At 53.0% G+C, this 24,604-nt stretch carries 25 protein-coding genes; 4 read left to right on the forward strand and 21 right to left on the reverse strand.

Features of this window, described 5'->3' with window-relative positions; translation table 11 throughout:
* Positions 1-185: 185 nt before the first annotated feature.
* The 8 genes from PUR_RS18455 to PUR_RS18490 form a co-directional block, all read right to left on the reverse strand.
* Positions 186-1,106, reverse strand: a complete 921-nt coding sequence (locus PUR_RS18455; protein WP_179036510.1) for an ABC transporter ATP-binding protein — start codon at positions 1,104-1,106, stop codon at positions 186-188.
* A complete protein-coding gene (locus tag PUR_RS18460) occupies positions 1,103-2,098 on the reverse strand; it encodes an ABC transporter ATP-binding protein (protein ID WP_179036511.1) in 996 nt (331 codons plus the stop codon). The genes PUR_RS18455 and PUR_RS18460 overlap by 4 nt, the downstream gene beginning before the upstream one ends.
* Before the next feature lie 13 nt (positions 2,099-2,111).
* A complete protein-coding gene (locus PUR_RS18465; protein WP_179036512.1) occupies positions 2,112-3,059 on the reverse strand; it encodes an ABC transporter permease in 948 nt (315 codons plus the stop codon).
* Between the two features lie 3 nt (positions 3,060-3,062).
* Entirely contained in the window at positions 3,063-3,995 is a 933-nt protein-coding gene (locus PUR_RS18470) for an ABC transporter permease (protein WP_179036513.1), read from the reverse strand.
* Positions 3,996-4,417: 422 nt separating this feature from the next.
* Positions 4,418-6,136, reverse strand: coding sequence for a peptide ABC transporter substrate-binding protein (locus PUR_RS18475; RefSeq protein ID WP_179036514.1), 1,719 nt, complete (start codon positions 6,134-6,136; stop codon positions 4,418-4,420).
* Between the two features lie 155 nt (positions 6,137-6,291).
* Positions 6,292-6,678 (reverse strand): DUF3397 domain-containing protein, encoded by a 387-nt coding sequence (locus PUR_RS18480; RefSeq protein WP_232101559.1) that lies wholly within the window; start codon positions 6,676-6,678, stop codon positions 6,292-6,294.
* A 6-nt stretch (positions 6,679-6,684) separates the two neighbouring features.
* Positions 6,685-7,641, reverse strand: a complete 957-nt coding sequence (locus tag PUR_RS18485; protein ID WP_179036515.1) for a ketopantoate reductase family protein — start codon at positions 7,639-7,641, stop codon at positions 6,685-6,687.
* A gap of 194 nt (positions 7,642-7,835) precedes the next feature.
* A complete protein-coding gene (locus PUR_RS18490) occupies positions 7,836-8,480 on the reverse strand; it encodes an RsfA family transcriptional regulator (protein WP_179036516.1) in 645 nt (214 codons plus the stop codon).
* Between the two features lie 339 nt (positions 8,481-8,819).
* On the opposite strand from PUR_RS18490, the gene PUR_RS18495 reads away from it, so the two are divergent.
* Together PUR_RS18495 and PUR_RS18500 are read left to right on the forward strand one after the other, a co-directional pair.
* The gene (locus tag PUR_RS18495; protein WP_124695688.1) at positions 8,820-9,056 is read left to right on the forward strand and encodes a DUF2626 family protein; all 237 of its coding nucleotides are present in this window, start codon (positions 8,820-8,822) and stop codon (positions 9,054-9,056) included.
* 177 nt (positions 9,057-9,233) lie between these two features.
* A complete protein-coding gene (locus tag PUR_RS18500) occupies positions 9,234-10,385 on the forward strand; it encodes a hypothetical protein (RefSeq protein WP_232101560.1) in 1,152 nt (383 codons plus the stop codon).
* 22 nt (positions 10,386-10,407) lie between these two features.
* Here PUR_RS18500 and PUR_RS18505 read toward each other — a convergent pair whose 3' ends face one another.
* Complete coding sequence (locus PUR_RS18505; protein ID WP_179036517.1) at positions 10,408-11,649, reverse strand: extracellular solute-binding protein; 1,242 nt, start codon at positions 11,647-11,649, stop codon at positions 10,408-10,410.
* A gap of 160 nt (positions 11,650-11,809) precedes the next feature.
* Positions 11,810-13,141, reverse strand: a complete 1,332-nt coding sequence (locus PUR_RS18510; protein ID WP_179036518.1) for a PhoH family protein — start codon at positions 13,139-13,141, stop codon at positions 11,810-11,812.
* 105 nt (positions 13,142-13,246) lie between these two features.
* On the opposite strand from PUR_RS18510, the gene PUR_RS18515 reads away from it, so the two are divergent.
* On the forward strand, positions 13,247-13,816 hold the full coding sequence (locus PUR_RS18515; protein ID WP_179036519.1) for a YhcN/YlaJ family sporulation lipoprotein: 570 nt from the start codon (positions 13,247-13,249) through the stop codon (positions 13,814-13,816).
* Positions 13,817-13,886: 70 nt separating this feature from the next.
* Here the strand turns inward: PUR_RS18515 and PUR_RS18520 are convergent, their stop codons facing one another.
* The 6 genes from PUR_RS18520 to PUR_RS18550 form a co-directional block, all read right to left on the reverse strand.
* Complete coding sequence (locus PUR_RS18520) at positions 13,887-14,339, reverse strand: pyridoxamine 5'-phosphate oxidase family protein (RefSeq protein ID WP_179036520.1); 453 nt, start codon at positions 14,337-14,339, stop codon at positions 13,887-13,889.
* A gap of 112 nt (positions 14,340-14,451) precedes the next feature.
* Entirely contained in the window at positions 14,452-15,537 is a 1,086-nt protein-coding gene (locus tag PUR_RS18525; protein ID WP_179036521.1) for an LCP family protein, read from the reverse strand.
* An 84-nt stretch (positions 15,538-15,621) separates the two neighbouring features.
* Positions 15,622-15,921 (reverse strand): YlaH-like family protein, encoded by a 300-nt coding sequence (locus PUR_RS18530; protein WP_124695694.1) that lies wholly within the window; start codon positions 15,919-15,921, stop codon positions 15,622-15,624.
* Positions 15,922-16,116: 195 nt separating this feature from the next.
* Positions 16,117-17,958 carry a translational GTPase TypA gene (gene typA / locus PUR_RS18535; RefSeq protein WP_179036522.1) on the reverse strand — a complete coding sequence of 614 codons (1,842 nt, stop codon included), beginning with the start codon at positions 17,956-17,958 and terminating at the stop codon, positions 16,117-16,119.
* A gap of 188 nt (positions 17,959-18,146) precedes the next feature.
* Positions 18,147-18,653 carry a hypothetical protein gene (locus PUR_RS18545; RefSeq protein WP_179036524.1) on the reverse strand — a complete coding sequence of 169 codons (507 nt, stop codon included), beginning with the start codon at positions 18,651-18,653 and terminating at the stop codon, positions 18,147-18,149.
* Between the two features lie 237 nt (positions 18,654-18,890).
* Positions 18,891-19,550, reverse strand: coding sequence for a TerC family protein (locus tag PUR_RS18550; RefSeq protein WP_124695697.1), 660 nt, complete (start codon positions 19,548-19,550; stop codon positions 18,891-18,893).
* Positions 19,551-19,712: 162 nt separating this feature from the next.
* Between PUR_RS18550 and PUR_RS18555 the strand changes: the two genes are divergently transcribed.
* The gene (locus tag PUR_RS18555) at positions 19,713-20,399 is read left to right on the forward strand and encodes a TerC family protein (protein WP_179037985.1); all 687 of its coding nucleotides are present in this window, start codon (positions 19,713-19,715) and stop codon (positions 20,397-20,399) included.
* A gap of 166 nt (positions 20,400-20,565) precedes the next feature.
* Here PUR_RS18555 and thiI read toward each other — a convergent pair whose 3' ends face one another.
* The 5 genes from thiI to PUR_RS18580 form a co-directional block, all read right to left on the reverse strand.
* The gene (gene thiI / locus PUR_RS18560; protein ID WP_179036525.1) at positions 20,566-21,846 is read right to left on the reverse strand and encodes a tRNA uracil 4-sulfurtransferase ThiI; all 1,281 of its coding nucleotides are present in this window, start codon (positions 21,844-21,846) and stop codon (positions 20,566-20,568) included.
* Position 21,847: 1 nt separating this feature from the next.
* The gene (locus PUR_RS18565; protein WP_179036526.1) at positions 21,848-22,999 is read right to left on the reverse strand and encodes a cysteine desulfurase family protein; all 1,152 of its coding nucleotides are present in this window, start codon (positions 22,997-22,999) and stop codon (positions 21,848-21,850) included.
* A 110-nt stretch (positions 23,000-23,109) separates the two neighbouring features.
* The gene (locus PUR_RS18570; protein WP_179036527.1) at positions 23,110-23,814 is read right to left on the reverse strand and encodes a lytic transglycosylase domain-containing protein; all 705 of its coding nucleotides are present in this window, start codon (positions 23,812-23,814) and stop codon (positions 23,110-23,112) included.
* A gap of 150 nt (positions 23,815-23,964) precedes the next feature.
* Positions 23,965-24,360: a DUF5353 domain-containing protein gene (locus PUR_RS18575; protein ID WP_232101561.1), complete on the reverse strand. Its 396-nt coding sequence runs from the start codon at positions 24,358-24,360 to the stop codon at positions 23,965-23,967.
* 10 nt (positions 24,361-24,370) lie between these two features.
* A complete protein-coding gene (locus PUR_RS18580) occupies positions 24,371-24,595 on the reverse strand; it encodes a DUF1540 domain-containing protein (RefSeq protein WP_179036528.1) in 225 nt (74 codons plus the stop codon).
* Positions 24,596-24,604 lie beyond the last annotated feature (9 nt).

The raw sequence follows: 24,604 nt of genomic DNA on the forward strand, positions 1-24,604 counted from the left end.
TATCCAAAGGAGCACGCCGCGTCAAAGCTCGTCCCCGAATTTCTTCATTAATATAAGAAGTGCAGTTTATGAATTCTTATATTTTAAAAAAACAAGGTTTCCGGCAGCTCCCTTAGAGCGGCCGGAAACCCCGGTGCTTTCATGCTTTTAACCTTTTGAACATGAGACTTCAACTGGACGGAGATTTAAGCGAATGCCTTGGCTACCCAGTGGCCTTTCGAAACCTCAACCAGCTTCGTCTCTTCTTCATTAGTCTTCTCGTCAGCCGCATAAATCGGGCTGGCAAGCTCGTCATGCATATGCAGCCGCTTCTTGTTGACCTCGATTTCCGGATCGGGAATCGGAATGGCCGACAGCAGCGTTTTCGTATACGGATGAAGCGGGTTGGCGTACAGCTCTTCACTTTCAGCCAGCTCGACCATTTTGCCCAAGTACATAACTGCTACACGGTCGCTGATATGCTTAACCATGGACAAATCATGCGCAATGAACAGATAAGTCAGACCCAGACGGTTCTGAAGCTCTTTCAGAAGGTTGACGACCTGGGCCTGGATCGAAACGTCAAGCGCCGAGATCGGCTCGTCGCAGACGATGAATTTCGGATTGACCGCAAGGGCGCGGGCAATCCCGATCCGCTGGCGCTGGCCGCCGGAGAATTCATGCGGATACCGGGTCGCATGGTCATGATTAAGGCCGACCATGTCGAGCAGCTCTTCGATCCGTTTTTTCCGTTCCGCGCGGCTTCCGGCCATGTTATGAATGTCCAGCGCTTCGCCGATGATGTCCTGTACCGTAAAGCGCGGGTTGAGCGACGCATACGGGTCCTGGAAAATCATCTGCATGTCGCGGCGCATGGCTTTCATTTTGCCGGGAGACAGATTGTAAATATCCGTGCCGTTAAACTTGACGCTTCCTGCAGTCGGTTCGTACAAACGCAGGACCGTACGGCCTGCCGTCGTCTTGCCGCAGCCGGACTCGCCAACCATACCCAGTGTCTCGCCTTCCCGAATCGAGAAGCTGATGTTATCAACCGCTTTGAGCACTTTTCCTTTGCCTACATTGAAATATTTCTTAAGGCCATCGACCTCAATCAATTGCTTGCTCAAGAGCGTTGCACCTCCTTGGCCATCGCATGCAGATTCCAGCAGCGCGCGGAATGCGTGTCGCTGAATTCCGTAGCGTCCGGATCAATTCTTTCACAGATCGCCATCGCTTCGCTGCAGCGCGCGGTGAACGGGCAGCCGATCGGCGGTTTAATCAGATCGGGCGGCGTGCCGACGATCGGAATCAGAGGCTCGCCTTTCTTTTGATCCAGACGCGGCATCGAACGAAGAAGACCCTTCGTGTACGGATGCTGCGGATTTTTAAAGATTTCCCATCTTGTACCCGTCTCTACCACTTCACCCGCATACATGACGATAACCCGGTCGCACATGCCTGCGACAACGCCGAGGTCATGCGTGATCAGAATAATGGAGGTGCCGAGCTTTTGCTGCATATCCTTCATAACGTCCATGATCTGAGCCTGGATCGTCACGTCGAGAGCCGTTGTCGGCTCGTCCGCAATGAGCAGCGCCGGACGGCAGGCAAGCGCAATCGCGATCATGACACGCTGGCGCATACCGCCGGAAAATTCATGGGGATATTGATAAAAGCGGGCCTCGGCATTCTTGATGCCGACAAGCTTCAACATATCGATGCCTTGCTTGGTAGCTTCGGCCGCTGACATTTTCTGATGTTTGATCAATACTTCCGTGATTTGCTTGCCTACTTTAATCGTAGGATTCAGTGAGGTCATCGGGTCTTGAAATATCATGCCAATGTCTTTGCCGCGAATAGCTTCCATTTCTTTCATGCTCTTCTTCAGAAGATCTTGTCCCTGGAAAATAATTTCGCCCTTCTTCACTTTGGACGGCGGCGAAGGAATCAGCCGCATAATTGATTGGGCGGTAACGCTCTTTCCGCTGCCGGACTCACCGACGATCGCTACCGTTTCCCCTTTGCCAATCTCGAAATTCATACCGCGGACAGCCTGTACTTCACCGCCCTTTACAAAAAACGAAACATGCAAATCTTTCACCTGTAAAATCGGGTCCATTATCGTTCACCTCCTATTTCTTCAATTTAGGATCAAGGGCGTCGCGAAGACCGTCGCCGAAAATATTAAAGGCCAGCATGGTCACACTGATCAGAATTGCCGGGAACAGCATGCGCCACGGGAATGCCAGCCAGCCGGTCAGCGCATCACTGATCATCGAGCCGAGCGAGGCTTTAGGGGCCTGCACACCGAGTCCGAGGAAGCTCAGGAAAGCTTCGGCAAAAATCGCGTTCGGAACGGACAGGGTAACCGTTACAATGATAGGCCCAACAGCGTTCGGCAGCAAATGCTTGAACAGCAACCGCTTGGAACCGGCGCCCATCGAGCGGGAAGCCAGCACGAACTCGCGGTTCTTAAGCTGCATAATCTCACCGCGCACAATCCATGCCATGTTAATCCAGCCCGTAATCGTCAGCGCCAGAATAATCGTCCAAAGGCTTGGCTCCAGAACGACCAGCAGCAGGATAACGGTCAGCAGATAAGGAATGGAATACAGAACTTCGGAAATCTTGTTCATGATGCTGTCCGTACGACCGCCGAAGAATCCCATAATTCCACCGTAAATTACACCGATCAGAAGGTCGATCAAGGCTGCGGCCAGACCTACGATCAAGGAAATACGAGCGCCGTACCAGGTGCGGACGAATACATCGCGGCCCAGATCATCGGTGCCGAACCAATGCTCGCCGTTTGGAGGCTGGTTCGTGTTCAGCAAATCATTGGAATAATAATTGAACTTGGTAATATGCGGTCCGATAATTGCGCCAATAATAACCAATACCAGCAGTCCGAGCGAAGCCATTGCCATTTTGTTCTGGCGCAGCCGCTGCCAGGCATCCTGCCAAGCTGACAAGCTCTCGCGCTGAATGACTTCCGCCTGCTTCTCGTCCACGCCGATCTTGCGGAAATCTTCGGGCTTCAGATTGACGCCCTGCGGAACCCTATGTTGTTCAGTTGCCACTCTTTAGCCCTCCTTTCCTCCGGTCAGTTTAATGCGCGGATCTACGAAGACATACGCAACGTCCGTAATAAAGCGCGCAACCATCAACAGAAGTCCGTAAAATATCGTAATCCCCATAATAATCGGATAATCGCGGACCCCGATCGCTTCGACAAATTGTTTGCCGATGCCTCCGATCCCGAAAATCTGCTCGATTACGACGGACCCGGTAACAATGTTGGCCGTCATCGGTCCCATATAAGTAACGACCGGCATAATACCGTTGCGGAGAACGTGGCGGAACAGGATGACTCCCCAGCTAAGGCCCTTGGCCTTCGCCGTCTTGATATAATCCGCATGCAGCACTTCAAGCATGCTTGAACGGGTCAGCCTCGCGATGAACGCAATCGGCTGGGCCGACAGCGCCGCTACCGGAAGAATATAATCCAGCGGATCATTAAAGCCCATAACATCAACCCAGCCCAGCTTGGAAGCAAAAACATACTGCAGCACCGTTGCAAGCACAAAGCTTGGCACCGCAATCCCGAGCACTGCGAGAACCATCGCCGCGGTGTCGATAAATTTCCGGTGGTACAGCGCGGCAAGCATTCCGAGCAGTATGCCGACAATAACCGACACGATAATGGCGACAAGCCCAAGCTTGAGCGAAGCGGAGAATGTCTGGCCGATAATGTGCGACACGTCTTGGTTCATTCGTTTCATGGAAACCCCAAAATCACCCTGAATGATGTTACCCAAATATTTGATATACTGCTGGGAGACGGGCTTGTCCAGACCGTATTGTTCATACAGCCGCTGGCGGATTTCGTCCGGAATTTTCTTCTCGGATGTAAACGGATCACCCGGAATGGCTTTCATCAGGAAAAACGTGGCCGAGATCAGCACAAATAGCGAAACCAGCATATAGAAAAACTTATTGGCAACATAGCGTACCATGCCCGTCAACACCTCCTTCGACAATTTTTTCACACCTAATAATAATTTTATGCAATTATTAACCACTTGTCCATTTTCTATATTTGTAAATTACCCATAACATTCACAAGTCAACTGACACATAAGAAAAGCACCGATTGGTGCCCTTTCGAGATGTCGTCGGATCCTTCATTAGCTTAGCTGAAAACTTATACATTCATTAATCTTAAGAAAAAACGGCTGCGCCTTCTTTGCAGGGACGGCATCCGTTTCTCGTAAAAATATAAGATAAAGGATAAACGCGCAGCTTATAAAGCTTATACTTCAAAAAAAAAGGGATATATATGGAATTCCACATATATATCCCGAAGTGCAAGATCTACTTCAGATATTTAATCATTTAATTAAATATACTTACTGAAGCGTAAGGCAATTCTTCAATCTTAGTGCTCGAGCAGGTAAGCGCGAGTCAGGTCAACAGCGCCGCTGAAATCAAGCGTTACACCTTTGAGGTAAGGCTTGATCAACGAGTTGTTAGTATAGTAATAAATCGGAATCAGGATCATGTCGTCCTGAATGATCAATTTCTCAGCAGCCGCGAACTTCTCTTGACGAACCGCAGCATCACCCGTTGCTTTCGCATCAGCGATCAGCTTGTCATACTCTGGGTTGGCATAGCCGGTATCGTTGTTGCCGCCTTTGGTTACCCACATGTCAAGGAAGGTCATAGGATCGTTGTAGTCAGCTGTCCAGCCTGCGCGGGCAACCTGGAAGTTCTGATGTTGACGGTTTTCGATAAATACGGCCCATTCTTGGTTTTCCAGCTTCACGTCAATGCCCAGAGCGTTCTTCCACATATCAGCGATTGCCAGGGCAATCTTCTTGTGGCCTTCACTCGTGTTGTACGACAGCGTGAACGTAGGCAGTTTGGTAAGGCCTTCTTCTTCCAGACCTTCAGCCAGCAGTGTCTTAGCCTGTGCGTCATCTTCAGTAAAGTAGCTGTCTTTAACAGCCGTGCGGTATTCGCCGTCAGCGCCGGCAATGCCCGGAGGAACATAGCCGAATGCAGGCAGTTGTCCGCCCAGCGTAACCTTGTCGATCAGAGTTTGACGGTCGATCGTCATCGCAAGAGCCTTACGGATTTTAACGTTGCTGAAAGGTTTCTCGGTTACGTTAAACTCGTAGTAGTACACACTTGCAATACCTTTTCTTTGGAACTCATCCGGATATTTTTGCTGTACGATCGGCAGCTGCTCGGTCGGAATTTCGCCGTTAGGACCGCCTGCGCGGTCAAGCTGGCCGCTTTCGTAAGCTGAAAGCTCGGTAGCACTGCTGTTTACAAGGGAGAAGTCGATTTTGCTAAGTTTGATGGAATCTTTATCCCAGTAATTGTCGTTCTTGGATACTTGGATGGATTGGCCTGTTGTCCACTCAGTCAGAGTGTAAGGACCGTCAACGATCATAGTATCTTTATTTGTTGCCCATTTTGCGTTGGTTTCAACCGATTTGTGAACCGGATAGTAAGTATAGAAGGAAAGCAGACCCAGGAAGTAAGGAGTCGGCGCTGCCAGAGTCACTTCCAGCGTTTTGTCGTCTACCGCTTTAACGCCTACTTGGTTGAAGTCGGTAATTTTCTTGTCATAGTATTCTTGAGCGTTCTTGAGGTAGTACAATTGGTAAGCGTAAGGTGCCGGCTCGGCAGCGGCCGGGTCAAGGACCCGTTTCCAAGCGCGAACGAAGTCGGCGGAAGTTACAGGGTCGCCGTTGCTCCATTTAGCGTCGCGCAGGTGGAACGTATATACTAATCCGTCAGCGGAAATATCCCATTTTTCAGCGATGGCCGGCTCAGCTTGTCCGGTTTCATCATTCATGCGGGTCAAACCTTCATACATGGTCTTCAGAACCGTGTTGGCTTGGCTGTCTTGCGCCAAAGCCGGATCGAATGTCGGAGGTTCAGCGCTCAGGTTGATTTTAAGCGTTTGATCGGCGGCAAGTTTCTCGCCCGATGCGCTACCGTCAGTAGCTGCCGGAGTGTTGCCTGTGTTGCCCGCAGTGTTGCCTGTGTTCGTGGCAGCATTATTGCCACCGCCGCATCCTGCAAGCACAGTTCCGATAACTAAAACGAGTGCGAACAGGAGCAAAAGACTTTTACTCTTCTTCATCTAGCAGTTCCCCCTAAATAGAATGTGGTATATGGTTTATGATTATACAACCAGTGGTCAAAAAAATCTAGAGGAATGTCCTCCGAATATGATTTTTTTTAAATTTTTTAACGTTATGTGACAACCGATCTCCTTTTATGTTAGATTACATTACATTACATAACCCGCAAGATATACTTGATCATCCCAAAGACCATGAAGATCACATAGCCAGTCCCCATTACCAAAAAGCCGAGCCTCCAGACCGCCCGCAGCAGTCTTTTTCCATCCACCCTCCCCTTGATGCGATTCTGTGCGCCGCCAATCAGTCCGGCCGAAATCAGCACCAGCAGGAGAATCAGATAGAATCCGAAGCCATTTTGAAAAAGGTTGTTAAACAGCGCCGAAACGGAAAAAAGAAGAAAGACGGTCGTCACGTCCATAGCCAGCTGAAGTGCCGGTTTCTTGCCCCGCCCCAGAGCAACAGAGATATAATAGACAAGCAAAAAAGGCAGTACAGGCATAACGCTTAATACGATCAGCGAATTGCGGAGCCATTCCAATCGGCTTCACCTCTCCTTTACAAACATGCCCTCTACCATCCGGATCACCCATCGGTGCGCCGCGACATCCACGCCCGCCTGTTCCGCCATCGCCACCAAACTGCCGTTAATCCAGCGGATTTCCGTCTCCCTTGAAGACTGAACATCCGCCAGCATGGACGAATGATTGCCTGATGTCGCCCGGCATACCTCCAATATGTCGTCCCACAGGCTGTCTTCATGGGAAATTCCGCAGGCATCGTAGACGGCGGCCGCTTCCTCGTACAGCTCTCTCATCATTCGCACGCGCAGATCTGTACGCAGCAGCTCACCGTTCGGAATACGCCATATGGCGGTCAGGGGATTGATTACCGCATTGATTACAAGCTTCCGGAAAATCATGGTATTCACTTCATTCGACAGAAGAACGGAAAATCCTGCTGAAATAAACGTATCCGCCAACCGGACAGCCCCATTGTTTCGAACGGTCTCGCCTCCGCCCCACAAGCCGATGGACGTCTGCCCGGCCCCGGCATGAACGACCCGGACCGGAGACTCCCGCTTTGCTCCCTCCGTCGTAACGGCGGCATATAAAGAAGCCGCAGGCAGCAGCTTCTGCAGTAGTTCCATATGCCCCCAGCCGTTCTGCAAGCATAAAAGATTCAATTCGGTCTCCCGAAGAGGTCCAAGAAGCTCCGGCAATATACGGTGCAGCACCCCCTGTTTAACAGTGAGCACGAGCCAATCTCCGGGCGTTTCCGGATAGCGCTGCGAAAATTCGCGTATAGGCACCGCTTCGAACTCGCTTCCCGGAATGATGATCGGCTGCCTTCCGTCAATATGGCTTATCGTCAAGCCGGATTCTGAAAGCGCCGCGCACTGCTCATCGCTTCTGCACCACAGCCGGATGCTTGTTCCGGAACAGATGAGCTTCCCTGCCAGCAAAAGCCCGAGCGAGCCCGCTCCGATAATATCAATTTTCACCGCGCCAGTCACCGCCCGTTAATCTTTAGATTATTAATTTCAGAGGTCCCCGCGAAGCATCTTAGCATGCTTAGAAGCCAAGGTCAGCTTTGCGGGGTTACTGGTCTAGTATACCGCGCCGATGACAAAAGGAAAATCCCGCCATCACGGCATTCTTCATGCCAATAGCGGGATTTATTCAAACTTGCGAGACTTCATTCGATCCGTTCCAGATTTCCGTTGGCGTCCATCTTGAACCGGTTCTTGATTTCCTCTTCTTCTTCGCTTAAAAAGGCCAGTCTGCGGGCACGGTCCATGATCTGAATCAGCGCCTTGTAATCGTCGTTAACTACACGGTAATCGCTTTGGGCCGTATTGACTTCTTTGGACAATCTCTCATTTTCCGCTCTCAGCTCAGCCAGTTCCTCTTCCTTATCACGAAGATCCCTCTCCAGCATTTTCAACTGACGGCCGGCTTCCTGGTAAGTGCCTTTCCACTGCCTTAAGAACCGGATGACAGCGTCGATGGAGAGGGAGTTCTGGGCCTCTTCACTTCCGTAATCGTCTTCGCCGTCAGCGATGATGAAACCGGCTACCTGCGCCCCTCTGGACGAGTTTTGTTTTTTCAGATAGCTCCTTTTCTGACGCTGACCTTTCGCAATGGAAATCGCTTCCTCGTAGCTTTTGCGCACACAGCTGTTCCAGCGAAATCCGCAGGCTGCCGATGTCCTGCCGATTTTCTCGCCCACTTCTTCAAAAGCAGCCAGCTGCGTGCTTCCTTCCCGGATATGGCGCAGTGTAACCTCCGCCAGAATGAGATCGTCTTCCTCGCTCCAGGCATCTTGTCTAATGGCTGTCATAGAGCCAAACCTCCTAGTAACATCTTGAAATAACCATCTTCGTAACCGGCGGTGCCACCGGCAAGTGAATGGGGATAAAAGCTGCTTACTTCATTCCTATGCCTCTCATAGAGTTCATAGAATCTATTTGATACTCATTTGTATTTCCATTTTGACTTCCGCTCATACGCAGAACGGGAAATTATCGCTCCACAGCGCCCTTTTTCCTGTCAATAACACAGGTCACATTTCCAGTGAAAACGGCCTCTTTTTTGTTGAATTCGTTTACACTATTTTATTCGCCGGGTATAATGGATTAGAGGTATTCCGTTCGTTCTAACCTAAGGAGGGGATGGTAACGTGGCTCGGATGTTTCGGGTTCTGGGATTCTTTACGCTGGTAATCGGCCTGATGGCCTTTGCTGGAAAAATGGTCGAGATGGCTTTGCTGTTCTTTTTGCAGACCGCATTTTTCGTTATCCTAGGGTATATGAAATTCACCGAAAGAACGTATATCCTTCTGTTTTGGGGTTATATGATCGTTACTTTTACAGGTTTCAGCTATTGGACGATCTTCGAGATGGGCCTTCCCTTGTAAGCCGAAAATCCCCCGCGGTACATCTCAGACAACTTAGTATGTCGAAGCCCCACGCGATGTGGGGTTATTTTGTGTCCCGTGATATAGGCCGAAGCCCTGAAAAGGGGTATGATATTTTTACAGGGTCAAACATATCATACCTACATAAACGTTTAAATCTTGCAAGGAGGTGAAACGGTGCTCTCCCCCAAACGACTGGCTGCCGCCCTGGCTATACCGCTCTTCTGTTCGCTGCTGCTGATCCCGCCGGCACCGTATCTGTCCGCCGATCCGCAACCAAGCGGGCTGGCCCCCGCTCCTTCCGTTTCCTCCCCTTCTTCCATATCGTCTTTTCCGGATAATGCCGAGACCCGCAGGCTCATGCAGCAAACACTGTCCGCAGCTGAAATACAAAAGGAAATCGAACGCATCGGAACTGAGCAAAGCCTACTTGAGCAAACCACTACGGCATTGACACGGCAGGCTGCTGAGAAGAAGAAGGATATCGCGGAAAAAGAAAAGCGGGCAGGCGCCGTTGTGCGCGCTTACTATACGGGGGACAGGGACCCTCTGATTACGGCCTTACTGTCGGCAAAAACCTTAAGCAAATGGTTTATTTTGCTCGATTACTACGAAATGATAATGGGACGCGACAAGGAAATCCTGGCGGAGTATGAGCAGCAATATAAAGGCATGCAGACCACGCTGGCTGCGGCGGAGCGTTCTTCGAAGGAACTGGCAGAGCTAAAGAGTGCTTTGGAGGAACAGAAACTGCGAATCGAGGCTTTGCATAAAGATATTGAAGACGGCATTCAGAGCAGCGGCGATCCGCAGAATATGACGGCGCTGCTGGAGGAGTTTACGGCATACTGGCAAAACATCGGGATGCATGAAGTCAAGACCTATTTCAAAGCGCTGTCTTCGGCGATGGATCATCTGCCGGAGTACGTCGAGAGCCGTGACGGTGTTCTGACACGCCGGGGGATGACTTACGATTTGAATTTGAAAGAAGAGGATCTGAACGCATTTTTGCATTCGCAGAACAAACTGTTCAACAATTTCGCCTTTACGTTCAATAACGGTTCGGTAACCGCCGCCGGCAAGGATGGGGACTTATCGCTTCGTCTGCAGGGTCATTACACGATACAGGAGGAACCGGTCAACGGACTGATGTTTCATGTGGACAGCATCGTTTTCAACGGCCTGGAGCTGCCGGATACGACACGCGCATCGCTGGAGGAGGAATTCGACCTCGGTTTCTATCCATCCAAGATCGTCTCTTTCCTTCACGCCACCGAAGTGGACAGCAAGGACGGCGTTCTTCATGTGAGGCTTGGGCTATCGTTCTAATAAGGATAGGCCAAAAGCACGGTCACGGCTTGTCTTCCTCCGCCCCGGTTGAAGACAAAATCGCTGCGATATAGCCTGCTGAGTCCACTTTGCCGGCCAGCAGCAAACCTGCTGCCGATGTGATTTCGTTCCATTCCGCCTCCGGCTCCCCTTCCAGAGTATCTCCATCCGCCAGAAGACTGACGGTATCAAACGGAAGACTCCCGCCGCCGGGCAATCCCGAGCGGTACGGCTCCTCCGCCCCCGGCAGCCGCCCGGTACTCTCAAGCCAATCGTGCTGCGCCTTCTCCGAGGTTACATAGGTCAGCCAGTCTGCCGCGGCCTCCGGACTTCGGGACTGCGCGGAGAGGGCGAAGCTGCGGCTGTACAGCGTCCGCTCCCCCGCTCCGTCTCCCATCCAAGGCAGTTCCGCCGCCAGGGCTCCGCCTCTGTTCTTCTCCCACTCGGACAGGCGAACAATAGCTGCGGCGATGTTCCCCTCCCGCAGCATATTCCAGATTCCTCCGTCCAATCCATCCGTCAGATAGAGGGAGCCGCGGTTCTGTATAATCCAGTCGAGCGCCTTGCGGCTCGTCGGAAACAGACCGCTCCCGGTGCTTTCCATAAAGGCGGACAAGCCGTAAGCATTGTTCGCGTCCAATGCGAGCACGTACTTCTTGGGCTCTTTGGGGATCTGCTCCAGCAGCCGGTTCCATTGATCCAGTGATCTCGGAAGCGCCTCCGTTTCAAGCTCCTTCATCCGCTGGGGAGAATAAACGAAGACATAAGGATCGATATCCAGCGGCACGCCCCAAGCGTACCCGTTCCATTGCAGCAGCGGCAGCAAAGGGGCCAGCGGCGTTCCCCCGGCCGAGCTTTCATATACTTCTACGGGCAGCAAATATCCTTGCTGCGCCAGTCCCCTGATATGATGGGCGTCAGTCATAACGATGTCGGATCTGTCTCCGATCGTCAGTTCCTTCATCAAAGCGTCTTCTCCAGCTGCCTCCCCGAGATTGTTCAGCTCGATGGTCACACCGCTGAACAGTGTGTAATGGCCGCTTATTTTTTGCAGCTCCCGCAGCTCATTATCGCTGAGCGATACCGATATGCGCAGATGGACAGGCTCGCCTTTTTGCCGGGAAGAGTAGTCTTGTGCCTGCGACTGATATTCGTTCAGGGGAGGCGGCCCGTCCAGCCGGTTCAGATCCATGCTGGGAGATAAGCTCGTCAGCGACAGCAGCAAAATTGCAAACAGAAGCCAATAATTTTTGCGTCTCAGCATGTTCTCCTCCTTGTCCGTTCCAAGCCCGTCCTTTCCATTGTACCAGCCTGCGGCTCATTTGTCTGCCTGTTAATGACAGCGCTTTCTTTCTATTATATATAACAGGAAGGGCCGGGAGTTGGCCCCCCGGCCCTTCCTGTTATCTGAGATACGAACGTCCTTACAGCAAATCCGCAGCCAATTGGGCCAGACGGGAACGTTCGCCTTTTTCCAGCGTAATGTGGCCGCTGATGCCCTGCTGTTTGAACTTTTCAACGATATAGCTAAGTCCGTTGCTGGCGGCATCGAGATAAGGATGATCAATCTGCTCGGGGTCTCCCATCAGAATGACCTTGCTTCCCTCGCCCGCTCTGGAGACAATCGTCTTCACTTCGTGGCGCGACAGGTTCTGCGCTTCATCAATGATGATGAACTGCCCCGGAATGGAGCGTCCGCGGATATAGGTCAGCGCTTCTACCTGAATGCTTCCGAGCCCCATCAGAATTTTGTCGATGTCTCCGGCTTTCTTCGTGTCGAAGAGGAATTCCAGATTATCGTATATCGGCTGCATCCACGGCCGGAGCTTCTCGTCCTTTTCTCCGGGCAGATAGCCGATGTCCTTGCCCATTGGAACGACAGGCCGGGCAATCAGCAGTTTCTTGTATTTATGCTCATCCTCCACCTTGAACAGTCCGGCGGCCAGCGCAAGAAGCGTCTTGCCTGTACCTGCTTTGCCGGTGATGGTGACAAGCGGAATGTCTTCGTTAAGGAGCAGTTCCAGAGCCATCCGCTGCTGCGCATTGCGGGCGCTGATCCCCCATACGGGATCGTTGCCTAGATACAGCGGCTCCAGGCGGCTGGCGTCGCCACTCACCTTGAGCAGCGCCGATTTGCCGCTGCCGATCTCGTCCTTCAGAATGATGAATTCGTGGGGGTACAGAGGATAGGACAGCTGCAGCTGCTTGACGGAAAGGGAGCGGTTGCTGTAATACTCGTCGATCAGCGCCGGGTGAACGGGCAGCGTCTGGTAACCGGCATACAGCTCATTCAAATCGCCTGTCCGGTCGGACAAATAGTCCTCCGGTGTAATACCAAGCACATCAGCCTTAATGCGGACCAGAACATCTTTACTTACAAGTACGACCGGCCGGGGATCGGCCTTCTCGTTCTCCTCCTGCAAATAATTAAGCGCCACAGCCAAAATCCGATTGTCAGTGGATACCTCGCCGAACATTTCCTGCACCTTGATAAAGCTGCGGTGATTCAGTTCAACCTTCAGCTTGCCCCCATGCTCAAGCTCCACGCCGCTGTGCAGATGGCCCCGCTCGCGAAGCCCGTCGAGCAGGCGGGACACCGTGCGGGCATTGCGTCCGATTTCATCGGCGTTCCGCTTCTTATTATCGATCTCCTCCAGCACCACGGCGGGAATGATGACTTCATTCTCCTTAAACGAAAAAATCGAATTGGGGTCGTGAAGCAGTACATTGGTATCCAGTACAAAGATCTTTTTCATGTTATCCCCTCCACAGCGCCTGGTTTGTCTTAAAGATACATAACTCTTTCCGCCCCTGGTAAAGATAAAACCAGAACGTATATTGGACGAAAGGAGCAAGCATCCATGAGAAAATCAATGTGTCTGTTGCTGGTCCTTACGCTGCTGCTGACAAGCTGCGGTATGGTCAAAAAACAGTCATCACCCTCTCCTCAGGATAAACAATCGGCAATGAATGGCATAAATAACAGGGAACACGGGGTAAGACCGCTGGCAGACGAGGGAACGGAAACGCCTCAGGCTTCTGCACCAAACGGAACGGGCGTTGTTACGCTTAGCGACGCCGAGCTGAAAGACCATCTGGAACGGTTGGCCAAAAGAGTTCCCGGCGTAAAGGGAGCACACTGCGTCGTGATGGGCAAAACCGCCGTTGTCGGTATCGACGTGGATGGATCGCTCAGCCGTTCCAGAGTAGGTACGGTCAAATACTCGGTTGCCGAGGCTTTGCGCAAAGACCACGTGGGCGTTAACTCGCTCGTGACCGCGGACGCCGATGTGGCGGCGCGTATCGCCGAGCTGAGCCGACACTTCCGCCAAGGCCGCCCCGTCTCCGGGTTTGCCGCTGAAATGGCCGATATCATCGGGCGGATTATTCCTCAGCTTCCTGATGATACGACGCCACGGGGCCAGCAATAACCTTTATATCGTCAGTTTCACCCGCAAATTAAATGATGACAAGGTCAAAAAAAGCCCAGTGAACTCCTCACTAGGCTTTTTGCATTGCGGCAAACACTTGTCCATCGAGCTTCTCCGCCGCACGCTGGTCGTAGGTTTTGGCATATTTTGGAGCCAATTCCAGCTGCGCGCCATAAAAGAGCGCATTCCGCACCGCCGAGATTTGCACATCAAAGCAACACATCTCGAACGGAACCTCGGGAAGCGGATCGATCTTGACAACGGAACGGCCGTTAATGGCATGAACCGTCCCCTCCCCAAAAACGGTCAGCGTGACCAGAGGGTTCTCCTTCATGTTTCTGACCAGCCGGGAACGGTGGTCGATCGCCAGCCGGAGCGTGGAAGCATTCACCGCATACACCCACGAAATAGCCGTGGAGGTAGGGCCGCCGCTTTCCGCATCGACGGTATTAAGAAGCACGAATGTTTCGTTTTGCAGCATCTTCAGCAGAGATTCGGTAAGCTGGGCAACGGATTCGGACATGATGACAGGCCCCCTTGTGCGGCATAGTAGAGCTTAGTTAATTATATTATACCATAAGCCCAAACTTGCATTCAATTTGGGAAAGCGACGGCTATTGTCAGATGCGGCGCTTCTAAGGGGCTGCGGTTGCCGCCGGAGCGGCTCCGGCCAGCCGGTCTTTCAGACTCCGCTTCGCGGCGTCAAGCTCCTCTTCGTTAATATATACATAAGGGCTGCGCCAGGTGCCGGTTACCGGCTTGAATTCCACGTTATTTTTGGACATTTGCCAATACGCCGCGATCATATTCTTGATCTGGTTCTTCTCAAGGTCGGTCTGCATATTGTCGTTGATCGCATCCAGCACGCCGCCGATTTTGACAACTCCGCCAAGCGACTGCATCTGATCCATGAGCGAATGTAGCACTTCGCTTTGCCGCCGGTTGCGGTCGAAATCGTCGGAGGCTTTCGTCTTCGGATCGCAGTTGGATTTGCGATAACGGACATAGTCGAGCGCCTTGTCGCCGTTCAGCTCGGCGGGACCCTCTTTCAAATTGATGTCGGTGCCGTCCGCGCTGTCCGTATAACACATATCTTCGCTGATGTTAACCTTGACGCCGCCAAGCTCGTCGACCGCCCCGCGGAAGCCCTGGAAATTAAGGACCGTTACATAGTCGATTTTAACGTCAAGATACTTGCCCATCATGGTCTTCATTTCATCCTCGGCCGAGATGCCTGAAGTATCTTCCTTACTCTTGAACCTCGAATAGTATTCGTTGATCTTCGTCCTCTTGTAACCGGCCAGCTCCATATACGTATCGCGGGGAAGCGAAACGATCGTCGCCGATTCCGTCTCCGGATTGAGCGCGACCACCATGATAACATCCGTCAGATACGATTTATGCTTCGGCCGGTAATCCGTGCCGAGCAGCAGCATGGTCAGCGGCTTGACCTTAGCCGAGCTATCGGCGGCCACCGGTCTGTCGACGCCCGTATCCAGCACTCCGCTGTCCAGCTTATAGTACAAATACAGGAAGTAACCTACCACGACGAGCGCCGACAGCATCATGAGAATTAAAATCAATTTTCCGAGCCGGGCCATAAAGCCAGGTTTCTTGTTCTTCTTGCGGATCACATTCTTGGAAGCTTGCCCAGCGGGCCTTCTGTTTCCGCCCCCCTGTCCTCTGGACCTTGGAGGCAAACTGCCTTTACTTGTACTCATAATTAAATAAAGTCCTTTTCTTCATTGGGAATAAGTAAAATGTTACTAAAATATCAGACGTACCTTTTGCTCAAAAGTTGCGTTTCACCGCCGCTTTGCGGTGTCTGCCGCCGCCTTGCGTTTCTGCCTTGCCTCGACGAAATAACGGACCCGTACGAGCAGCATCAGGCCGACCGCGACCAGCAGGCACTGAATAATCGGCAGCTTGTCATGCTGAAAAACGAGCAAAATACCCGCACCGATGGCCATCATCGCATAAAGCAATATTTCCTTCAGCAGAGGCAGCTTCTGATTCACCCGAAATACCCGGTTATACACATAAGTAAGCAGAATGAAAATAACGACATAGGCAATTAAGGGGTGCTCCGCAAACCAGATTTGCAAGGGTACAGTCACTCCTTCCGGGTAATGGATACTGCATCCATTATATCATCGAAGGGTACTCTGCCGCCTTAAAAACATTCGGATGCCTATAGCCAAATAATGCCGCTCTGCTTTTATCACATATGTCCGCAAGGACAAATCAGCCGCCGGAATAAATTCCGGCGGCTGATTCCGTTATAGGCGGATTGCCCTTAATTACATATTGGCCTCAGCCATTTTGCGGTGTTTCTCCGCGCGCTCGCGTTCGCTCTTGTTCAGAATTTTCTTGCGCAGGCGAACCGATTTCGGCGTAATCTCGCAATATTCGTCATCGTTCAGGTATTCCAGCGCCTGCTCCAGGGAGAAGAGGACCGGAGTCTTCAGCTTGACAGTCTCGTCCTTCGTTGCAGAACGGACGTTGGTCAATGCTTTTTCCTTACAGATATTCACGACGATATCGTTGTCGCGCGTATGCTCGCCCACGATCATGCCTTCGTAAATGTCGGTGCCCGGCTCCAGGAACAGCGTACCGCGATCTTCCACACCCATCATGCCGTAGAAGGTGGAAGTTCCGGTCTCGGTCGAGACAAGCACGCCCTGGTGGCGTCCGCCAACCTGGCCGCCGATCAGCGGGGCATAGCTGTCGAACGCATGGTTCATAACGCCGTAGCCGCGCGTCAGTGTCAGGAAATGCGTGTTGTAGCCGATCAGGCCGCGCGCTGGAATCAGGAATTCAAGACGGACCTGGCCGTTGCCGTTGTTGATCATATTGACCATTTCGGCCTTACGGCTGCCCAGGCTTTCCATAACGGAGCCCATGCTGTCTTCCGGCACGTCGATAAGAAGGCGCTCCAGCGGTTCCATCTTGGCGCCGTCGATTTCCTTGACGATAACTTCAGGCTTGGAAACCTGCATTTCATATCCTTCACGGCGCATGTTCTCGATCAGAATGCCGAGATGCAGCTCGCCGCGGCCGGAGACGATAAAGGCGTCCGGACTGTCGGTTTCGTTCACACGCAGGGAAACGTCTGTTTCCAGCTCCTTGAACAGACGCTCGCGCAGTTTGCGGGAGGTTACCCATTTGCCTTCCTTGCCGGCGAACGGAGAATTGTTGACCAGGAAGGTCATCTGCATTGTCGGCTCGTCGATCTTCAGAACAGGCAACGCTTCAGGGTTCGCAGGATCGGCAATCGTCTCGCCGATGTTGATGTCCTTGATGCCGGCAATCGCCACGATGTCGCCCGCGCCGGCTTCTTCGGTCTCCACACGCTTCAGACCTTGGAAACCGAACAGCTTCTCGATGCGCGCCGACTTGTGCTTGCCGTCGCGCTGGATAACCGTTATGGCCTGACCTTGGCGGATAATTCCGCGGTTGACGCGGCCGATGGCGATACGGCCCAAATACTCGTTATAGTCCATCAGGGTAACAAGGAATTGCAGCGGCTCTTCCACGCTCTCCGTCGGAGACGGGATATGCTCGATGATGGTTTCATACAGGGCAAGCATGTTGTCGTCCTGCTTCTCCGGATCAAGGCTGGACGTTCCGTTCAGCGCGGAGGCGTATACGACAGGGAATTCAAGCTGATCGTCGCTGGCTTCCAGCTCAATGAACAGGTCCAGCACTTCGTCGATTACTTCGCTCGGCCGGGCGGCCGGACGGTCGATTTTGTTGACGACGACGATTGGCGTCAGATTTTGTTCAAGCGCCTTGCGCAGCACGAATTTCGTCTGCGGCATGCAGCCCTCGTAGGCGTCGACGACGAGCAGAACGCCGTCAACCATCTTCATAATCCGTTCAACTTCTCCGCCGAAGTCGGCGTGTCCGGGCGTGTCCACAATGTTGATGAGAAAATCTTTATAAGTAATGGCTGTGTTCTTGGCCAGAATCGTAATGCCGCGTTCGCGTTCCAGATCGTTGGAATCCATGGCGCGCTCCTGTACCGTCTCGTGCTCGCGGAAAATACCCGACTGCTGCAGCAACTGGTCGACGAGCGTCGTTTTGCCATGGTCAACGTGGGCAATGATCGCTATGTTGCGAATTTGTTCTCTTGAATGCATGATTTGTATCCAAATCCTTTCATTTATCAAATAAAAACTTTAAAAATTTGCAGCGGGAATCGAAGGCTTCATAAAAGAAGCGCCGGACGCTAAACCCGACGCTTCAACATTATTTTCAATTGTATCGTGAAAGCACAGTGAAAAGCAAGTCTTTTCATGAAAAAACAATTTTCCAAGAAGAAAGAAACTTACCAGCCCTTGTTCCATTTGTTCCGGCCGCCGCTCCGTCCCACGATCAGCCATATTCCTCCCAGAACGAGAACCGCTCCGAGAATATACATGATCCCTGTACCGAGCAGGCTGAAAAACATTAAAACAAGACTGATCACACCAAGAATGACAGCACCGGCAGTCAGTCCGCCGCTCCTCGGAGAAACGAACAGCGAATACTCGTACAAGCCGACCGCCACGCCAAGCGGCAGCACCGGCCAGAGATAAGCCATCAACCCCCAGCCCCACGTATTGCAGAGTCCAAACAGCAGACCGTACACAGTGAGAATACCGGCAGGCATAAGGGCGGCAGGCGTCAAGCGTCTGCCAAAGACAAGAACATGCAGGAACAATCCCGGCAGGAGAACTATAAGCGGCCACAACGCCCGTCCCAAAAATCCGAACACTCCCAGTTTTCCCAGCAAAATAACGAGACCGGCGCACACGATGAACAGACCCAGCTTCATGTCGTTTTTAGAGGACATCCTACCACTCATCCCTTCAACAATCGCATCTCTTTCCCACCGCATCGGCATGTCCGACGCTTCGGGATTCTTCTTTATTTTATCCGAAAAACGCAAAAAGCGCCAACATGCGCCACATTGCGCGAAGCTTTTACTTTTTCATAATTCAAAAAAAGACCCCCTAAATGGGGTCTCTCTTGAAGGTTTGTTCCGATGCCTGATTATTATATCAACAATTGGAGCGCACAGTTACTTATTCTACCCCGCCTTCGGTGTGTGCCGTTTAATCCCTCCAGCCGCAACGACGGCGACGCCCAGCGCGACGGGCAGCAGAGTATGCATAGTCGGAAGCAGGATGGACAGCACCGCACCCAGCTTGGCGTCATGCAGCAGCATCTCCCCGGCGGTGTAGGCGAGAATGTAAGCCCCTATGTAGATAAGCACCGGAAAACGGTGCAGCCATCCGACGATAATGCCGCTGCCCCATACAACAATCGGAATACTGAGCGCAATCCCGATGACTATAAGAGCCAGATCGCCTTTCGCCAGACCGGCAATGGCAAGCACGTTGTCCAAGCTCATAATGAAATCGGCGGCCAAAATAGTCCGGATCGCTTTCCACACCGTGGAGCCTTCGCTCACGCGGATTTGGTCTTCTTCCTCCAGCAGCAGCTTAAATGAAATCCACAGCAGCAAGATTCCGCCGCCCGCTTGAATGTAAGGAATCTTAAGCAGCAGCACCGCCGCCAGCGTCAATATGCAGCGCAAAAGGACAGCTCCCGCCGACCCCCACCATACCGCCTTTTTGCGCTGTTCTTCCGGCAGGTTTTTGCTCGCCATCGCGATAACCATCGCATTGTCTCCGCTGAGAACGAGATTCACCATTAATATTTCTCCAAGCAGCCATATCGAATCCATTGCACATACCTCCCGAACCGGCATGTAACTACTTGTATGCTCGGAGGCGACAAGCTATGCTTCCCGTCCCATTTTCACTGTATGGAAGAATGTCCCCATGAGATTCTGCGTATACAATATTAGGAGATATCTGGGCTTTGCATAGGAGTGAATAGTGTGAACATGCTCGGGGAATTTATGCTGGGATTGCTGAATATCATCTTCTTGGATCTTGTGCTGGCCGGAGACAATGCAATTGTTATCGGCCTGGCCGCGCGGAATCTGCATCCCGCTACACAGAAAAAAGCCATTGTCCTCGGGACGGCGGGAGCCGTGGTGCTGCGTATTGCCGCCACGCTGCTCGTCGTCTGGCTGCTGGAAATCCCCTGGCTGCGGCTGGCGGGCGGAATGCTGCTGCTCTGGATCGCTTACAAGCTGCTGACCGATGGCGGCGGCCCCGCCGAAGTAAAAGCGGGAGACAGCATCGGGTCGGCGGTAAGGACCATCATTGTTGCGGATGCCGCCATGGGCCTGGATAACGTAATCGCCATTGCCGGTGCGGCGCGGCACAATACGGTTCTGGTTGCCCTAGGTCTTCTCATCAGCGTGCCCATCGTCGTCTGGGGCAGCACGCTGTTCATCCGGCTGCTCTCCAACTTTCCCTGGATCATCTATGCGGGGGCCGCGGTCCTGGGATATACAGCTGCCGGAATGATCGCCGAGGAGCGGGAGATGGAATCTTTTTTTGCTTCGCATCCCCTGCTTCGCGCCCTGTTCTACGGACTTGTCATTACCGTCATCCTTGCCGCAGGGTACCGCAAGCGCCGGTCCGGCAGCTCGGATGAAGGACAAGAGAAAGCAGCCGGTTAAGCCGCAGATGCCGGATGCCGGATGCCGTTGGCGCACACGAAAATGGCCGTACTCCGGTGGATTCAGAAGGCTTCGCGAGCCGCCGGCAAGCTTGGAGCGACCGATCGCCGCAGACTGCGCGGATAGATCGAAAGACCCGCCCAAGCAATAGCAGGGCGGGTCTTTTTCAGAACCAGTCTTCCTTGGCGGAAGAGATTAAATCGGCTTCATCGTCAGGGCTCTCATTTCCGTACGGAGTAATATCTACCGTAACAGCCGCCTCAACCGCCTCGGCAAGCCGCTCGGCATAACCAGGGAGCGTTTCTTCGATCTTCTCGACGATCCGCAGATTCGGATTCGTTGTCGGCGACTTTGGCATGAACAGCGTACAGCAGTCCTCATAGGGTAAAATCGATAAATCGTAGGTGCCGATTTGCTTCGCAAGCTCCACAATATCGGCTTTGTCCATCATGACGAGCGGCCGCAGCAGCGGCAAATCGGTCGCCCGGCCGATGACGTTCATGCTCGGCAGTGTCTGACTCGCGACCTGGCCCAGACTTTCGCCGGTGACCAGTGCCAGGGCACCTTCGCGTTCGGCCAGCTTCGTCGTTATCCTCAGCATTGCCCTTCGCATCAGCGTAATCATCAGATTGTCCTGGCCGATTCCGGCAAAAGAGGTCTGCACTTCAGTAAACGGAACCAGGTGCAGCCGGATTCTTCCGGCGTACCGCGACAGCACCCTGGCCAAATCGATGACCTTTTGCCTTGCTTCCCGGCTTGTATAGGGATAACTGAAGAAATGGACGCACTCCACCTCCAGCCCCCGACGCATAGAAGACCAGGCCGCCACCGGGCTGTCGATTCCTCCTGAAAGAAGGAGCATCGCCTTACCGTTGGTACCGAGGGGAAAGCCGCCAACCGCGGGAATATTCTCGCAGAAAATATATGCATACTGCTCCCGGACTTCCACCCGAAGCTCCAGCATCGGTGTTCTGACGTCGACGGACAGTGCCGGGAAGGTCTTCAGCAGCGGGGCAGACACCAGACGGTTCATTTCCTGGGAGCCATGCGGGAAGTCCTTCCACACCCGCCGGGCGTTCACCTTAAAGGTCGTGCCCGGTTCGGGGTTGACCCTTTCGATAAATCGAAGGCTGGCCTCTACGATTTCTTCAAGCTCGGGCTTGACGGCCCTTACCGGACTGATGGATGAAATGCCGAACACTTTGGCGAGCGCTTCCACCATTTCTCCAGCCGGTTCTCCGTTCAATTCCACGTAGATTCGCCCATATTCCTTGATCAATCTGGCCATCGGATAAGGCTTGACTATTTCCTTGACATGCCGCAGCATCGTTTTCTCGAAACGGCTGCGGTTCTTGCCTTTGAGCGTAAACTCTCCGAAACGCAGCAGCAGCATGTCGGCGTATTCTGTGCTTTTTCCCGCCAAACGCGCGGGTTCTATCGTTTTCATGTTACCGCATGCCTCCTTCCACAATCTTTAAAGCTTTAACCGCGCCCAGCAGCGCCTGTTCCAAAGCGTCCACATCGGCCGGGGTATGCTCATCCCCGAAGCTGATGCGGATGCCGCCAAGCGCCGTACTTTCATCCCGCCCGATCGCCAGCAGCACACGGCTCGGTTCGGCCAGCCGGGACGAACAGGCGGAGCGGGTGGATACCTGCATGCCGAGCTGCTCCAACTGACGCGCCATAACTTCGCCCTTCATGCCGGGATAAGAAAAATGCACGATATGCGGCGCCCCCGACTCGCTGCTATTTACAGTAAATTCTGGTATTTCGCGCACAAATGCGAGTAATCTGTTCCGGAGCGGCAGGTTGCGGGAGACGAAGTCTCCGCGCCGCTCGGCAGCCATCCTTATGGCCTTCGCCCCCGCGACTATCGCCGGCACATTTTCCGTTCCGGCGCGGAGTCCCCCCTCATGGGAGCCTCCGCTCAGCAGCGGAAACAATTGAATCCCTTCTTTGACATACAGCAGGCCGACTCCGCGGGGACCGCGGATTTTATGCGGAGACAGGCTGTATAAATCCGCTCCGAAATCCCCGGGACTAGCGGGAAGCTTGCCGAAGCCCTGAACCCCGTCCACATGAAACAGCGTCCGGGGATTGGCCGCCTTGACGGCGCGGCCGATCTCCGGCAGCGGCTGCACTGATCCGATTTCATTATTGACATGCATTACACTCACAAGCACCGTATCGCGGCGCACGGCGGCGCCAACATCCGTAGGATTCACCACTCCGGCCGCGTCAGGCCGGACGAAGGTTACCTCCCAGCCCATTTTTTGCAGCTGCAGACAGCTTTCATAGACGGAAGGATGCTCCAGTTCTGTCGTTACGATATGGCGTCCCCTACCCGCATAATGCAGGGCTGCGCCTTTGATGGCCAGATTGTTGCTCTCGGTCGCCCCGGAGGTGAACCTGATTTCCCCCGGAAGAACGCCAAGCGCCGCGGCGCATACTTCCCGGGCGCGCTCAATCAGAGCCGCGGCCGCGGCTCCGGCGCGGTGCAGCGAGGAGGGATTCGCATAATGCAGCCTCATCAGCTGCTCCACTGTCCGCGCGACCTCATCATAGGGCGGCGCTGCGGCGGCATAATCCCAGTAAATCATATATGGCAAAACTCCTTTGCTGGCAATAAAGTGAAAGGATCAAACAGAGAATCCGGCGTCCGAAACACGGCGCGGGCGAATTGTCCCGTTTGACCCTTTCTATTATACCGCTATACCGCGTATTTGGCGCGGGCGCGTTCAATTTTGGCAATATAGGCCTGAGTCTCTTCCGGCAGCTTGTCCAACTGCCCGAGCATCTCTTCATCCGTGCTGACTCCAAGCTTGAGCACGCGGCCCGGGCCGGCGTTATAGGCGGCAAGCGCCATATTTTCCTGTCCGTTGAACCTCTTAAGCTGATACGATAAGTAGCGGACGCCTCCGTCGATGCTTTGGGCCGGATTGAACGGATCGGAAACGCCCAAGCCTTCGGCGGTGCCGTCCATCAGCTGCATAAGCCCTTTGGCGCCCGCAGAGGAAACGACATTCGGATTGAATGAGGACTCCGTATCGATGACCGCCTTAATCAGGTCGACAGGCACTCCGTATTTGGAAGAAGCCGCCTGGATTAAATCGTCATATTCAGTCGGCTCTGCCGCTGTATGCGCAGCGCCGTTAATCGCCGAATCCGTCATTTCCCCGGAAATAGCGCCTGCCGATACGGCACCGACTCTCTGCCACAGCAGCCCGACTCCGGACGAAGAAACCCGAGATGGTACTTTATCCGCTTCTGTTCCTCCAAGAATTTCCTCAAACCGGGAAGATCCCGATGTTGAACTTTCATTATTTTTTGCCGAAACGCCCGGATCGGCTGAACTTCTCAAGTTAATCCACTTCAATTGGCCAGACTGGCTGGCAACGGCGGGGTTAATCTCCATGCTGCCGCATTCCCTCTTCCCATGATTTCATACTATATCCTCTATATCGGCATTTGGATTTAAATTGTTAAATCTGCCTTCAAAAAAGGCTTTCAGCCCCTTTTTCCAGGTCTGAAAGCCTTTTTCGCGAACCGTGCTTGCCTTCTGATCTTACCGTGCGAAAGGAATCATAACAAAATAGCTCAGCGTCGCGACAATGCCAAGACCGATCGCCCAAGCACCGGCTGTCTTGCGGCCTTTATTGTAGGCATTATAGCCCAGCACTGCCGCAGACGGCCCCAAAATAACCGGCCAAATGAACAGAGAAGCAATCCCTAAGACAAGTCCGACATAACCGACCGTCTTATACGCTTCTCCTTCCCTGTCCGCCGACCTCACAGCCGAACCGGCTGAAGGGTTGGAACGGACCGGAAGCGGACTTACCTCGGCGGCGTATTCCTCTCGATGCTCAGGCGCTTTCCGAGGGTAATCGACTCTGCGCGGACGCAGCGTGATTTTTTTACGTCTGGAACCTTTCGGTCCCGAACCCTTTTGTCCACTGTCCATAGGGCGCCTCCTACGCTTTCGGCTTGAAGGTCAGACAGCAGGTTGCGGAAGAGTTGTTGGCGACATCGCGATGATCCGCGAAGGTCATCTCTTCGGCGAACTCTTCCTTAGCGCGGCTGCCCGAGTGCTTGTCGATTTCGATAATGATCGAATCGGCCCGGCAAATATTGCTTTCTCCCCAATAATTACAGTTGCTCACACTGCAGTTAACTACCGTTTTTGCGGTATTATTCATTTTTATCAC

This window comes from Paenibacillus sp. URB8-2 (assembly GCF_013393385.1).
Lineage (GTDB): Bacteria > Bacillota > Bacilli > Paenibacillales > Paenibacillaceae > Paenibacillus_AQ.

What these genes read in the sequence shown, in the direction of transcription:
- PUR_RS18460 (WP_179036511.1), bottom strand. Translation starts at nt 2,098, where the DNA reads ATGGACCCGATTTTACAGGTGAAAGATTTGCATGTTTCGTTTTTTGTA.
- PUR_RS18470 (WP_179036513.1), bottom strand. Translation starts at nt 3,995, where the DNA reads ATGGTACGCTATGTTGCCAATAAGTTTTTCTATATGCTGGTTTCGCTA.
- PUR_RS18475 (WP_179036514.1), bottom strand. Translation starts at nt 6,136, where the DNA reads ATGAAGAAGAGTAAAAGTCTTTTGCTCCTGTTCGCACTCGTTTTAGTT.
- PUR_RS18490 (WP_179036516.1), bottom strand. Translation starts at nt 8,480, where the DNA reads ATGACAGCCATTAGACAAGATGCCTGGAGCGAGGAAGACGATCTCATT.
- PUR_RS18505 (WP_179036517.1), bottom strand. Translation starts at nt 11,649, where the DNA reads ATGCTGAGACGCAAAAATTATTGGCTTCTGTTTGCAATTTTGCTGCTG.
- PUR_RS18510 (WP_179036518.1), bottom strand. Translation starts at nt 13,141, where the DNA reads ATGAAAAAGATCTTTGTACTGGATACCAATGTACTGCTTCACGACCCC.
- PUR_RS18515 (WP_179036519.1), top strand. Translation starts at nt 13,247, where the DNA reads ATGAGAAAATCAATGTGTCTGTTGCTGGTCCTTACGCTGCTGCTGACA.
- PUR_RS18520 (WP_179036520.1), bottom strand. Translation starts at nt 14,339, where the DNA reads ATGTCCGAATCCGTTGCCCAGCTTACCGAATCTCTGCTGAAGATGCTG.
- PUR_RS18525 (WP_179036521.1), bottom strand. Translation starts at nt 15,537, where the DNA reads ATGAGTACAAGTAAAGGCAGTTTGCCTCCAAGGTCCAGAGGACAGGGG.
- typA (WP_179036522.1), bottom strand. Translation starts at nt 17,958, where the DNA reads ATGCATTCAAGAGAACAAATTCGCAACATAGCGATCATTGCCCACGTT.
- PUR_RS18545 (WP_179036524.1), bottom strand. Translation starts at nt 18,653, where the DNA reads ATGTCCTCTAAAAACGACATGAAGCTGGGTCTGTTCATCGTGTGCGCC.
- PUR_RS18550 (WP_124695697.1), bottom strand. Translation starts at nt 19,550, where the DNA reads ATGGATTCGATATGGCTGCTTGGAGAAATATTAATGGTGAATCTCGTT.
- PUR_RS18555 (WP_179037985.1), top strand. Translation starts at nt 19,713, where the DNA reads ATGCTCGGGGAATTTATGCTGGGATTGCTGAATATCATCTTCTTGGAT.
- thiI (WP_179036525.1), bottom strand. Translation starts at nt 21,846, where the DNA reads ATGAAAACGATAGAACCCGCGCGTTTGGCGGGAAAAAGCACAGAATAC.
- PUR_RS18565 (WP_179036526.1), bottom strand. Translation starts at nt 22,999, where the DNA reads ATGATTTACTGGGATTATGCCGCCGCAGCGCCGCCCTATGATGAGGTC.
- PUR_RS18570 (WP_179036527.1), bottom strand. Translation starts at nt 23,814, where the DNA reads ATGGAGATTAACCCCGCCGTTGCCAGCCAGTCTGGCCAATTGAAGTGG.
- PUR_RS18575 (WP_232101561.1), bottom strand. Translation starts at nt 24,360, where the DNA reads ATGGACAGTGGACAAAAGGGTTCGGGACCGAAAGGTTCCAGACGTAAA.
- PUR_RS18580 (WP_179036528.1), bottom strand. Translation starts at nt 24,595, where the DNA reads ATGAATAATACCGCAAAAACGGTAGTTAACTGCAGTGTGAGCAACTGT.